The 12270-nt window shown below is 63.3% G+C and carries 10 protein-coding genes; 6 read left to right on the top strand and 4 right to left on the bottom strand.

All coding sequences use genetic code 11. From position 1 onward, the window contains the following. Positions 1-2: 2 nt before the first annotated feature. On the bottom strand, positions 3-1661 hold the full coding sequence (locus ACTJJ6_RS01125; RefSeq protein WP_016928338.1) for an ATP-dependent endonuclease: 1659 nt from the start codon (positions 1659-1661) through the stop codon (positions 3-5). A 187-nt stretch (positions 1662-1848) separates the two neighbouring features. Between ACTJJ6_RS01125 and ACTJJ6_RS01120 the strand changes: the two genes are divergently transcribed. The 5 genes from ACTJJ6_RS01120 to ltaE all read left to right on the top strand — a co-directional run bounded on the left by ACTJJ6_RS01120 (position 1849) and on the right by ltaE (position 8645). Next, positions 1849-2745 (top strand): lysine exporter LysO family protein, encoded by an 897-nt coding sequence (locus ACTJJ6_RS01120; protein WP_004928363.1) that lies wholly within the window; start codon positions 1849-1851, stop codon positions 2743-2745. Positions 2746-2926: 181 nt separating this feature from the next. Beyond that, complete coding sequence (gene hcp, locus ACTJJ6_RS01115; RefSeq protein ID WP_440801773.1) at positions 2927-4576, top strand: hydroxylamine reductase; 1650 nt, start codon at positions 2927-2929, stop codon at positions 4574-4576. A gap of 55 nt (positions 4577-4631) precedes the next feature. Further along, complete coding sequence (gene hcr / locus ACTJJ6_RS01110) at positions 4632-5633, top strand: NADH oxidoreductase (protein ID WP_440801770.1); 1002 nt, start codon at positions 4632-4634, stop codon at positions 5631-5633. A 198-nt stretch (positions 5634-5831) separates the two neighbouring features. Next, positions 5832-7553: a ubiquinone-dependent pyruvate dehydrogenase gene (gene poxB, locus ACTJJ6_RS01105; RefSeq protein WP_197758102.1), complete on the top strand. Its 1722-nt coding sequence runs from the start codon at positions 5832-5834 to the stop codon at positions 7551-7553. A gap of 75 nt (positions 7554-7628) precedes the next feature. Further along, positions 7629-8645: a low-specificity L-threonine aldolase gene (ltaE, locus tag ACTJJ6_RS01100; RefSeq protein WP_440801768.1), complete on the top strand. Its 1017-nt coding sequence runs from the start codon at positions 7629-7631 to the stop codon at positions 8643-8645. A gap of 28 nt (positions 8646-8673) precedes the next feature. On the opposite strand, the gene ACTJJ6_RS01095 is transcribed toward ltaE, so the two are convergent. Together ACTJJ6_RS01095 and ACTJJ6_RS01090 are read right to left on the bottom strand one after the other, a co-directional pair. Continuing rightward, positions 8674-9369 (bottom strand): N-acetylmannosamine-6-phosphate 2-epimerase, encoded by a 696-nt coding sequence (locus ACTJJ6_RS01095; protein WP_004928379.1) that lies wholly within the window; start codon positions 9367-9369, stop codon positions 8674-8676. Beyond that, on the bottom strand, positions 9366-10922 hold the full coding sequence (locus ACTJJ6_RS01090; RefSeq protein ID WP_115435810.1) for a PTS transporter subunit EIIC: 1557 nt from the start codon (positions 10920-10922) through the stop codon (positions 9366-9368). The genes ACTJJ6_RS01095 and ACTJJ6_RS01090 overlap by 4 nt, the downstream gene beginning before the upstream one ends. Before the next feature lie 167 nt (positions 10923-11089). Between ACTJJ6_RS01090 and ACTJJ6_RS01085 the strand changes: the two genes are divergently transcribed. Beyond that, complete coding sequence (locus tag ACTJJ6_RS01085) at positions 11090-11917, top strand: MurR/RpiR family transcriptional regulator (protein WP_028127982.1); 828 nt, start codon at positions 11090-11092, stop codon at positions 11915-11917. Here the strand turns inward: ACTJJ6_RS01085 and ACTJJ6_RS01080 are convergent, their stop codons facing one another. Further along, positions 11918-12265: a DUF1294 domain-containing protein gene (locus ACTJJ6_RS01080; protein ID WP_028127981.1), complete on the bottom strand. Its 348-nt coding sequence runs from the start codon at positions 12263-12265 to the stop codon at positions 11918-11920. Between the last annotated feature and the right edge of the window lie 5 nt (positions 12266-12270).

The raw sequence follows: 12270 nt of genomic DNA, 5'->3' as shown, positions 1-12270 counted from the left end.
TGTCAGTCCGCCCGGCCGCGCGCCAGCCAGATTACCCGTGAGAACATTTTCTTCAGCAGCGGCGGCACCGAGTCCGTGCCCCATTCGCCGGCCTGCATCGCGACCTCAATCGCCAGATCCGGTTTCGACGAATGGTGAACCGCTTTCAGGATCACCTTGCGCACCGGCATCTGCGCGTTGAGCGGCACCGACGCCATTCGGTGATAAACCGGGCCGAACCCTTCGCGGAACATGAAGTGCTCCATGTCCGGCGCCGGCAGCGCGGTCAGCCGATCGCGTTCGTTGTCTTCATGATTGTCCAGCAGGCTGCGCACGGTATTGGCGTACTTTTTGCCTGCCTCGTCGCCGTCCACCAGCGCATGCCACTCGATGCCCATGCGGCGGGCGAAGCGCAGCAGCGGCTTCAGGCCGCACTGGGCGAATTCGATGACCCTCACCCCTTCCGCCTCGAAATGATAGCCGCACTGGCGCGCCAGCTCGTTCAGCAGCCACACTTCGGTCTCGCCTTCCACCAGCAGCCAGCAGCGGGCGAACAGTGACGACGGCCGGTTGAAACGGATGTGAAACGCGATGCGCCGCCCGTCTTCGGCGCTCAGCCCGCGCGGCCCGAGACGGTAGGTCGCAACCCGCCCCGACTCGCGCACCAGCCGGCAGACGTGCTCCACCGGCACCAGCGACACCAGTTCGCTGGAGTTGGTGGTGGTGATGCGCTGCAGCGGCAGCTGATTGAGCAGTCCCCAGGCCACCGACAGCATGATCGGGTGCAGGCGAGTTTCCGGGTCCTCCACCAGCAACAGCGGCCGGGCATGGGGATCCAGCTTGACGTCGCCCTTGGCCTGCAGCAGGGTGGAAAACATCCCCAGCAGGATCAGGCGCATGCTGCGGCTGTTCGGCTCGGCCACCATGCGGTTGATGCCGTCCAGCGCGCGCCAGGCGTCCTGCTCCGGTTCACCGCCGCGGCGGCGCGGCCGCGTCACCTGCGAACTCTGCTCGGCGAAATAGTGCTCCAGCAGCTGCTGCATCGCCGCCAGCCCCTGGCGCAGCTCACCGTTGGTCAGCTTCTGCGGATTGCGCACCAGCTCGCGCGTCAGCTGATCCAACTGCTGCGCCAGCGCCTGGGTATCGGGTTTGCGTTCATCGCCGAGGCTGCTGGGGCGCAGGCGACGAATAAAGCGCGCGTCGCGCAGGCGCAATACCGGATGGATCCGGATAATGGCGTGGGCCAGTTGTTCGATATGGTGCAGTTGAAAGGCGTTGCCGTCGGCGTCGAGAAAACCGCGCCAGGTGCACACCGTGCCGTCGTCGGCCAGCTCGCCCTCGCAGCGGTAATGGATGCGGCTCAGGCCATCTTCGCCCTTGACCCACAGCGGCGTCAGGTGGCGATAGCGCGGCAGGTGCGCATGGCCGATGTCTTTTTCGCAGAAGGTGAACACCACCTGCAGGTGGCGCTCTTTGGCTGACTCTTCACCGGGGGGGAAATGGAAATCGTGCGCTTCAAACCGATACAGCTTCTGCTCCGGCGCCAGCAGCAGCGTCAACGCATCCAGCAGGCTGGATTTACCCCAGGCGTTTTCGCCGAGCAACAGCGTGTTGTCGTCCAGCATCAGCGACAGCCGATTAATGCCGCGAAAACCTACAATTTCGATACGCTCCAAGAACATCCGCCGCCTCCCGTGCGCGCCGTCGCCTCTTCAATGAGGCGACCTTCACAGAGCATGGTCAAAAAACCCCTTGCAGGTCAAGCGGCCAGCGTCAAATCTGCCGCTTTACTCCGGCCGGGCTTTTGGTTAGCGTGTGCTCCTCGCCGCCGTTCGGCACGCCTCAAAACTCAAGGACACAAGCTGCACCATGTACTCAGGACTGTTGATTATTCTGTTACCGCTGATTGTCGGTTACCTTATTCCCTTACGCCATCGCCCGCTGCTGGTGCTGATCAACCGGCTGCTCAGTTGGATGGTGTACGTGATCCTGTTTTTCATGGGCATCAGCCTGGCGTTTATGGAAGATCTCAGCAGCAACCTGGTGCTGATCTTCCAGTACAGCGCGGTGTTCTTCTTCTGCATTCTCTGCGCCAATCTGCTGTTGCTGGCGCTGCTGGAGCGGCGCATGCCGTGGCGCAGCAGCCATAAACAGGAAAAGCTGCCTTCGCGCGTGCACATGGCGCTGGAGTCGCTCAAGCTGTGCGGCGTGGTGCTCGGCGGCTTCCTGCTCGGCCTGACGCAGTGGCAATGGCTGCAGTTCGCCCATAAAGGCAGCGAATATGCGCTGATCTTCCTGCTGTTGCTGGTCGGCATTCAGCTGCGCAACAGCGGCATGACGCTGCGCCAGATCGTGCTCAACCGCCGCGGCACGCTGGTGGCGTTGGTGGTGACCGTCGCGTCGCTGGCCGGTGGCGCGCTGGCGGCGCAGCTGCTGGGGCTGCCGGTCAAGGCCGGGCTGGCGATGGCCTCTGGCTTCGGCTGGTACTCGCTGTCCGGCATTCTGATCACCGACGCCTACGGCCCGGTGATGGGCAGCGCCGCGTTCTTCAACGATCTGGCGCGCGAGCTGGTGGCGATCATGCTGATCCCGACGCTGGTGCGCCGCAGCCGCTCCACCGCCCTCGGCCTGTGCGGCGCCACCTCGATGGACTTCACCCTGCCGGTGCTGCAGCGCAGCGGCGGACTGGACATGGTGCCGCCCGCCATCGTGCACGGCTTCCTGCTGAGCCTGCTGGCGCCGGTGCTGATCGCCCTGTTCTCCTGATCCTTTCCCCTTGGGGGCCACCCGGCCCCCAAAGCGTAATCATTCCCATCCGCACGGCAAAATTGCGCTAAATCAAACTTGCCCGCAGTAGTCGCACAAAAGCCTTTTGCAACCCCGATCGCCGATCTATGCTTTTAAACAAGCATTACAAATGCAACTTTAAAAATAAAAGGAAGCGACTATGTTCTGTGTGCAATGTGAACAAACCATTCGAACCCCGGCAGGCAACGGCTGCGCGTATGCTCAGGGCATGTGCGGCAAAACGGCGGAAACCTCCGATCTGCAGGATCTGCTGGTGGCGGCGCTGCAGGGCCTCTCCGCCTGGGCGCTGCAGGCGCGTTCGCTGGGCATCGTCGACCACGAAATCGACAGCTTCGCCCCGCGCACCTTCTTCTCCACCCTGACCAACGTTAACTTCGACTCCCAGCGCATCATCGGTTACGCACGGGAAACCCTGCTGCTGCGCGACTCGCTGGCCGCCCGTTGCCGGTTGCTGGATGCCGGCGTGCGCGTCGATCACCCGATGGCGGCGCTGCAGCTGGCCGGCGACGCTATGCCTGCACTGCTGCAGCAGGCGGCGCAGTTTGCCCTCGACAGCGACAAGGCCGAGGTCGGCGACGACGTACACGGTTTGCGCCTGCTGTGTCTGTATGGCCTGAAAGGCGCGGCGGCCTATATGGAACACGCGCACGTGCTCGGCCAGTTCGACGAACAGCTCTATGCCGACTACCACGCTTTCATGGCCTGGCTCGGCACCCGGCCGCGCGACGTCGATACCCTGCTGAACAACGCCATGGGCATCGGCAAGATGAACTTCAACGTGATGGCGATCCTCGATCGCGGTGAGACCCAGGCCTACGGCGATCCGCAGCCCAGCGCGGTCAACGTGCGCCCTGTAGCCGGGAAAGCCATTCTGATTTCCGGCCACGATCTCAAAGATCTGCGCATGCTGCTCGAGCAAACCGAAGGGCAAAACGTCAACGTCTACACCCACGGTGAAATGCTGCCGGCACACGGCTATCCGGAACTGAAAAAATTCAAGCACCTGGTGGGCAACTACGGCAGCGGCTGGCAAAACCAGCAGACGGAATTCGCCAAATTCCCCGGCCCGATCGTGATGACCTCCAACTGCATCATCGATCCTAACGTCGGCAACTACGGCGATCGCATCTGGACCCGCAGCATCGTCGGCTGGCCGGGCGTCAACCATCTGGAAGGCGACGACTTCGGCGCCGTGATCCGCCAGGCGCAGGGCATGAACGGTTTCCCTTATACCGAGATCGAGCACCTGATCACCGTCGGCTTCGGCCGCCAGACGCTGCTGAACGCCGCCGACACGGTCATCGACCTGGTGTCGCAGAAAAAACTGCGCCACGTCTTCCTGGTGGGCGGCTGCGATGGCAGCCGTGACGAACGCAGCTATTTCACCGACTTCGCCCGCAGCGTGCCGCAAGACTGCCTGATCATGACGCTGGCCTGCGGCAAGTACCGTTTCAACAAGCTGGACTTCGGCACGCTGGAGGGGTTGCCGCGCCTGCTGGACGTCGGCCAGTGCAACGACGCCTACTCCGCCATCATGCTGGCGGTCAAGCTGGCGGACACGCTCGGCTGCAGCGTCAACGAGCTGCCGCTGAGTCTGGTGCTGTCGTGGTTTGAACAGAAGGCGATCGTCATTCTGCTGACGCTGCTGTCGCTGGGGGTGAAAAACATCGTCACCGGCCCGACCGCGCCGGGCTTCCTGACCGACAATCTGATGGCGATCCTCAACGAGAAATTCGGCCTGCGTCCGATCACCACCGTCGAGCAGGATATCGCCGCGCTGCTCGCCTGATGCCGTTACGTTATGGGGCCGCCTGCGCCGGCCCCTTTGCTTTTTGAGGTGCCCGATGACTCAACCCACTCCGCTTTGCCCGAACCGCATGCAGGTGCATTCCATCCGGCGTGAAACCGCCGACGTCTGGACGCTGAACCTGATCTGCGACGTTTTCTATCCTTACCAGGCCGGCCAGTTCGCGCTGGTCAGCATTCGCAACAGCGAGGAGACGCTGCGCGCCTATACGCTCTCCTCCTCGCCCGGCCAGAGCCGCTTTCTCAGCATCAGCGTGCGCTGCCTGCCGGACGGCGTCGGATCGCGCTGGCTGACGCAAGAGGTCAAGCCCGGCAACACGCTGTGGCTGTCCGACGCGCAGGGCGAATTCAGCTGCGAGCGCCACCCGGCCGATCGTTATCTGATGCTGGCCGCCGGCTGCGGCGTGACGCCGATCGTCTCGATGTGCCGCTGGCTGACCGCCAACCGCCCGGCCTGCGATATCGCCGCGATCGTTAACGTGCGCACCCCCGCCGACACGATTTTCGCCGCTCAATGGCGCGCGCTGTGCGCCGCCCATCCGCAGCTGCGCCTGACGCTGATGGCCGAGCAGGATCTGCAACCCGGCTACCTCAGCGGCCGCATCAATGAGCAGACGCTGCGGCAGGCGGCGCCGGATATCGCCGAACGCACGGTGATGACCTGCGGCCCCGAGCCCTACATGGATCAGGTGGAGCTGCTTTGCCGCCGGCTCGGCGTGCCGGCCGAGCGTTTCCATAAAGAGCTGTTCCACACGCCGACGGCGCAGGCCGACGCCACCGAAGGGCTGACGCTGCGCGCCGCCCGCCCGCTGCGCGAATTCCGCGTGCCGGTCGGCAGCACGCTGCTGGCGGCGATGGAGGCCCATGCCCTGCCGGTCAACGCCGCCTGCCGCGCCGGGGTGTGCGGCTCGTGCAAAACCCGCATCCTCGAGGGCGACTACACCACCACCAGCGCCATGACGCTGAGCGCGGAAGAAATCGCGCAGGGCTACGTGCTGGCCTGTAGTTGCCAACTGCAGGGCGATGTCACGCTGGCGTGATCCCTGGCCCCATCGCCGCGATGGGGCATTTATCGGCAAGTTCCCCCTCTTCAGCCCGGTTACACTTTTCCCCGTCCTACGCTCTTTACCCTTCCTGACCGCATCTCGTCCACAGCCGGTAAGCTATGCTTGCAGTTGTTCTGCTGCCACTCACCGGATCGAGTCCACATCGTTTTTCAAACCTTGTTTGGGGGAACCATGAAGCAAACCGTAGCCACACTGATCGCCAAAACGCTGGATCAAGCAGGCGTCAAACGCATTTGGGGCGTGACCGGCGATTCGCTCAACGGCCTTAGCGACAGCCTGCACCGCATGGGCACCATCGAATGGCTGGGCACCCGCCATGAAGAGGTTGCCGCCTTCGCCGCCGGCGCCGAAGCCCAGCTTACCGGCCAGTTGGCGGTGTGCGCCGGTTCCTGCGGCCCCGGCAACCTGCACCTGATCAACGGCCTGTTCGACTGCCACCGCAACCATGTGCCGGTGCTGGCGATCGCCGCGCATATCCCTTCCAGCGAAATCGGCAGCGGCTACTTCCAGGAAACCCATCCGCAGGAGCTGTTCCGCGAATGCAGCCACTATTGCGAACTGGTCTCCAACCCGGAACAGCTGCCGCGCGTGCTGGAGATCGCCATGCGCAAGGCGATCCTCAATCGTGGCGTGTCGGTGGTCGTCTTGCCGGGCGACGTGGCGCTGCGCATGGCGCCGGAAGACGCGGCCGTGACCTGGCATACCCCGGCGCTGCCGCTGGTGCAGCCGCCGATGAGCGAGCTGAACAAGCTGGCGGAAACGCTGAACAAGGCGAAGAACATCACCCTGATGTGCGGCAGCGGCTGCGCCGGCGCGCACGATGAAGTGGTTAAGCTGGCCGAGCTGCTGCAGGCGCCGGTGGTGCACGCGCTGCGCGGTAAAGAGCATATCGAATGGGACAACCCCTACAGCGTCGGCATGACCGGGCTGATCGGTTTCTCTTCCGGCTACCACGCGATGATGAACGCCGACACGCTGGTGCTGCTCGGCACCCAGTTCCCCTATCGCGCGTTCTACCCCACCAACGCCAACATCATTCAGATCGACATCAACCCCGGCAGCATCGGCGCGCACTGCCCGGTCAATATGGCGCTGGTGGGCGATATCCACACCACCCTCACCGCCCTGCTGCCGCAGCTGGAACCGAAGCGTGACCGGGCGTTCCTCGACAAGGCGCTGGAGCATTACCGCAACGCGCGCAAGGATCTCGACGGGCTGGCGACCGCCAACGACGACCAGCCGATCCACCCGCAATATCTGGCGCAGCAGCTCAGCCACTATGCCAGCGACGACGCCATCTTCACCTGCGACGTCGGCACGCCGACGGTGTGGGCCGCCCGCTACGTGAAAATGAACGGCAAGCGCCGCCTGCTCGGTTCGTTCAACCACGGTTCGATGGCCAACGCCATGCCGCAGGCGATCGGCGCTCAGGCCACCGCGCCGGATAAACAGGTGATCGCCATGTGCGGCGACGGCGGCTTCACCATGCTGATGGGGGATTTCCTGTCGCTGGCGCAGCTCAAATTGCCGGTGAAAATCGTAGTGTTCAACAACAGCGTGCTGGGGTTCGTGGCGATGGAGATGAAGGCCGGCGGCTACCTGACCGACGGCACCGATCTGCATAATCCGGACTTCGCGGCGATCGCCAACGCCGCCGGCATCAAGGGCATCCGCGTGGAAAAAGCCTCCGCTCTGGACGGCGCGCTGCAGGAGATGTTGGCGCACCCCGGCCCGGCGCTGCTGGACGTGGTCACCGCCAAGCAAGAGCTGGCAATGCCGCCGCAGATCAAGTTCGAACAGGCGAAAGGCTTCAGCCTGTACATGCTGCGCGCTATCATCAACGGCCGCGGCGACGAAGTGGTTGAACTGGCGAAAACCAACTGGCTGCGCTAAGCAAGCTGCCCCGATAAAATAAAGGGTATATGATGCCATGTACCCTTTTCCTCTCCCTTACATTCCAGGAACCCTATGCTTATCGATCTACGCAGCGACACCGTCACCCGCCCCAGCGCCGCCATGCGCCAGGCGATGGCTCAGGCAGAGGTCGGCGACGACGTCTACGGCGATGACCCGACGGTCAACGCGCTGGAGGCCGAGGCGGTGCGCCTGTCAGGCAAAGAAGCGGCATTGTTTCTGCCCAGCGGCACCCAGGCCAACCTGGTGGCGCTGCTGAGCCACTGCCAGCGCGGCGATGAATACCTGGTCGGCCAGCAGGCGCACAACTACAAATACGAAGCCGGCGGCGCAGCGGTGCTGGGCAGCATTCAGCCGCAGCCGATCGAGGCCGACGCCGACGGCACGCTGCCGCTGGACAAGCTCGCCGCCGCCATCAAACCCGACGATATCCACTTCGCCCGCACCCGGCTGCTGAGCCTGGAAAACACCATCAGCGGCCGAGTCCTGCCGCAGGCCTACCTGCAGCAGGCGTGGCAGTTTACCCGCGAGCGGCAGCTGGCGCTGCATATCGACGGCGCGCGCATCTTCAACGCCGCCGTGGCGCTGAACCTGCCGCTGAAAGAGATCGTGCAATACTGCGACACCTTCACCATTTGCCTGTCGAAAGGGTTGGGCGCGCCGGTCGGATCGCTGCTGTGCGGCAGCGAGGCCTTCATTCAGAGCGCGCTGCGCTGGCGCAAGATGACCGGCGGCGGGCTGCGTCAGGCCGGCATCCTGGCGGCGGCCGGTCTCTACGCGCTGGAGCATAACGTTGCACGGCTGCGCGAAGACCATGACAACGCGGTCTGGCTGGAGCAACAGCTGCGGCAGATCGGCGTGGAGATCGCCGCTCCCGGCGCGCAGACCAACGTGCTGTACCTGCGCCAACCGCCGGCGCTGGCGGCCAAATTCGGTCCGTGGATGCGCGAACGCGGCGTGCTGATCAGCAGTGGCCCGCTGACGCGCATTCTGACCCACCTCGACGTCAGCCGTCAGGATCTGCAGCGGGTGGTCGAACTGTGGCGGGAGTTTCTTCAGCAGCACGCCTGATTTCCCCTCCCGGTGCGCCGGGAGTCTCTTATCGCCCGCCGATGGCGTCGACAAAGCGGCGGGTGATCTGCTGCGGGCGCGTAATGGCGCCGCCCACCACCACCGCATGCGCCCCCAGCCTCAGGCAGCGCGCGGCCATCGCCGGCGTTTCGACATTGCCTTCAGCGATGACTGGCACCGATACCGCCGCCAGCACCGCACGCAGAAAGCCGAAATCGTTATCCGCCAGTCGGGCGCCCCGGCTTTCGGCGGTATAGCCGTACAGCGTGGTGCCCACACAGTCGAAGCCCAACCTGGCGGCCTCTTGCGCCTCCTCCAGGGTGGCGATATCCGCCATCAGCAACAGCCGGGGATACCTGGCGCGGATCGCGGCGACCAATGCCGCCAGCTGCAACTCCCCCGGCCGCGGGTGGCCGGTGGCGTCCAGCGCGATCATCTGCGGCGCCGCCGCCATCAACTCATCGATTTCGCGCAGGGTCGGCGTGATGTAGACGTCGCTGCCCGCATAATCGCGCTTTATGATGCCGATGACCGGCAGCGCCACCGTGCGCATGATAGCGTTGACGTCTTCGACGCCGTTGGCGCGGATCGCCGCCGCGCCGCCTTGCTCGGCCGCCAGCGCCATGCGCGACATAATAAAATCGCTGTGCAGCGGCTCGTCGTCCAGCGCCTGGCAAGACACCACCAGGCGCCCCTCAATCTGCTGCAAAATGGAAAGCGTCATAAATCCAACAACTCCTCGACTTCGTTTCTAATGATGGTGACGTGCGGGCCGTAGATCACCTGAACACCGTTGCCGCGAACGATAACCGCCCGTGCGCCGCTGGCTTTCAGCCCGCTTTCGTCCAGCAGCCGGCTCTGTTTCACCGTCACGCGCAATCGCGTGGCGCAACAATCCAGTTCGACGATATTCTCTTTGCCGCCCAGCGCTGCCAGCACCTGTTGCGAGCGTTCGGTGCCCGTCATCACCGCTTCCGGCGCAGCTTCCGCCTCGCGCCCCGGCGTTTTAAAGTTGAAGCGCAGGATCAGGAAACGGAACGTGAAGTAGTACAGGAAGAACCAAGGCACACCGACCAGCGGGACGTACATCCAGTGGGTTTTCGCTTCGCCCTGCAGCACGCCGAACAGCATGAAATCGATAAAGCCGCCGGAGAACGTCTGGCCGATGGTGATATGCAGGATGTGAGCGATCATGAACGCCAGGCCGTCGAACAGCGCGTGCACCACGTACAGCGCCGGTGCGACAAACAGGAACGAGAATTCGATAGGTTCGGTGATGCCGGTCAGAAACGAAGTCAGCGCAGCCGACAGCAACAGTCCGCCGACGCGTTTGCGGTTCTCGGGACGCGCACTCTGGTACATCGCCAGGCAGGCACCGACCAGGCCGAACATCATGGTGATAAAACGGCCGGACATGAAACGCGCCGTGCCAATGTAGAACTGCTGTGTATTCGGGTCGGCCAACTGGGCGAAAAAAATGCGCTGTGTGCCTTCCACCAGCTGTCCGTTGATCACTTCGCTGCCGCCAAGCGCGGTGGTCCAAAACGGTAGATAGAAGATGTGATGCAGGCCGAACGGCCCGAGCATGCGCAATACGAAGCCGTAGATAAAGGTACCGAGATAGCCGCTGGCGTCTACCAGCCCGCCCATGCCGAAGATCAACTGTTGGAAATGCGGCCACACCACCGTCATCAGGGCACCGACCGCCATCGCCGCCAGTGAGCTGACGATCGGCACAAAGCGCGAGCCGCCAAAAAAACCCAGGAACGGTGGCAGCGCTATCTTGTTATAGCGGCCGTGCAGATACCAGGTCACCAAACCGATGACCACCCCGCCGAACACCCCAGTCTCCAGCGTCTGGATCCCGAGAATCGTTCCCTGCCCCACCGCGCCCGCGTTCTGCGTGGCCAGCGTGCCGTTGATTTTCAACAGCGCATTGATGGTGGCGTTCATTACCAGATAGGCGATCAGCGAGGCCAGCCCCGCCGTGCCCTTGTCGCTTTTGGCCAGCCCCACCGCCACGCCGACCGCGAACAAGACCGCCAGGTTGGCGAACACAATAGCACCGGCACTGGCCATCACGGTAAATATGCTTTGCAACCAGCCGACATCGAGGAAGGGATACGCCTCGACGGTATTGGGATTGGATAGCGCACCGCCGATCCCCAACAGCAGGCCGGCCGCCGGCAGCACGGCGATCGGCAGCATGAACGACTTGCCGAACAGCTGGGCTTTTTCGAACCAGCCGCCGGAGCGCGGCAATTCTGGTGTTGACATAAATTTTCCCCCGATATCATTTTTATGATGAAAATTTTTACCACAAAATAATATTTTTAATGAAAAATTTATTCATAACGATGATCGGCTTCACAATCCGTCGATTTCACTGGCGAGCCGCGGCGTCTTTCCGCCACAATAGAAACGGGAATACTCAGAAAGGTAACGTGATGAATACAGGCAACTTGTTATTGCGGCTGCGGCAGGATTTGGCAGGGTACAGCCCCACGCTGCAAAAGCTCGGCAACTATCTTCTTGCGGAGCCCTCCCGCGCCGTTTACCTGACCATCACCGAACTGGCGCGTGAAAGCGCCACCAGCGAAGCCAGCGTCACGCGGCTGTGCCGCCATCTCGGCTGCAAAGGCTATACCGAATTTAAAATGGCGCTGGCCCTCAGCTTGCAACAAAGCCAGCCGGAAGCGGCGACGCGCCAAAGCGCGGCGGAAAATTTGGTGGAAGAGAGCGTACAGGCGCTGCGGGATACCGGCGCGCTGTTGGATCCGCAGGCGCTGCAACAGGCGGCGGACAGCTTGCAACGTTGCGCTTCGGTGCAGATTTACGGCGTCGCCGCCAGCGCCATCATCGGCGACTTCCTGCACTACAAGCTGTTGCGCCTCGGCAAACCGGCGCAGCTGTTCAGCGACATGCACCGGGCGGCGATGAATGCAGCCTCGCTGAGTGAGCGGGATCTGCTGATCGTCATCTCCAGCTCCGGCTCAACCAAGGACGTGCTGCATGCGGTGACGTTGGCCAAAGGGCGCGGCGCACGCGTGATCGCCGTCAGCAATACCCAACGCAGCCCGCTGGCCAAGATGGCGGATACGCTGCTGGTGGCGGCCAAACCGGAAGGGCCGCTGACCGCTGGCGCCCTGCCGGCCAAGGTCGGCGCCATGCTGCTGGTGGAGTTGATGATCGCCGAACTGACTCAGCGCGATCCCGCCTACGCTCAGGCGATGCAGACCACCGCCAGCGCGACTCTGCCGCTGCTGCTGTAATCAGAAGATCCAGCGGCCGTAAACCCAGTACCACAGCCCCAGCACCGCCGCCAGATTGAGCGCCACGCTGAGGATGAACCAGGTTTTAAACGGCTGTTTCTGGGTTTTGTGGCGAAACAGCTGCTGCGCCAGCAGCGCGCCCAACCACCCGCCCAGCGCGCCGAACAGCAACAGCGTCGCCTCCGGCACTCGTCGCCATCCCTTGCGCGCCGCCAGCTTATCGCCGCCGTAGATCAGAAACGTCAGCAGGTTCGCCAGCAGCAACCCCATCCACACCGGATGCGGCGAGAAAAAACTGGCGATCAGCGCCAGGCCCAGCAGGGCGTAACAAATCACATTGAGCTTCATGGCAT

Origin of the sequence: Serratia sp. 22278 (genome assembly GCF_052045405.1) — a bacterium.
Taxonomy (GTDB): Bacteria; Pseudomonadota; Gammaproteobacteria; order Enterobacterales; family Enterobacteriaceae; genus Serratia; species Serratia marcescens.
This window is presented reverse-complemented; position numbering and strand designations above follow the sequence as displayed.

Bases quoted from the DNA above. Each gene is read 5' to 3' on its own strand.
- ACTJJ6_RS01125 (WP_016928338.1), bottom strand. From the start codon at position 1,661: ATGTTCTTGGAGCGTATCGAAATTGTAGGTTTTCGCGGCATTAATCGG.
- ACTJJ6_RS01120 (WP_004928363.1), top strand. From the start codon at position 1,849: ATGTACTCAGGACTGTTGATTATTCTGTTACCGCTGATTGTCGGTTAC.
- hcp (WP_440801773.1), top strand. From the start codon at position 2,927: ATGTTCTGTGTGCAATGTGAACAAACCATTCGAACCCCGGCAGGCAAC.
- hcr (WP_440801770.1), top strand. From the start codon at position 4,632: ATGACTCAACCCACTCCGCTTTGCCCGAACCGCATGCAGGTGCATTCC.
- poxB (WP_197758102.1), top strand. From the start codon at position 5,832: ATGAAGCAAACCGTAGCCACACTGATCGCCAAAACGCTGGATCAAGCA.
- ltaE (WP_440801768.1), top strand. From the start codon at position 7,629: ATGCTTATCGATCTACGCAGCGACACCGTCACCCGCCCCAGCGCCGCC.
- ACTJJ6_RS01095 (WP_004928379.1), bottom strand. From the start codon at position 9,369: ATGACGCTTTCCATTTTGCAGCAGATTGAGGGGCGCCTGGTGGTGTCT.
- ACTJJ6_RS01090 (WP_115435810.1), bottom strand. From the start codon at position 10,922: ATGTCAACACCAGAATTGCCGCGCTCCGGCGGCTGGTTCGAAAAAGCC.
- ACTJJ6_RS01080 (WP_028127981.1), bottom strand. From the start codon at position 12,265: ATGAAGCTCAATGTGATTTGTTACGCCCTGCTGGGCCTGGCGCTGATC.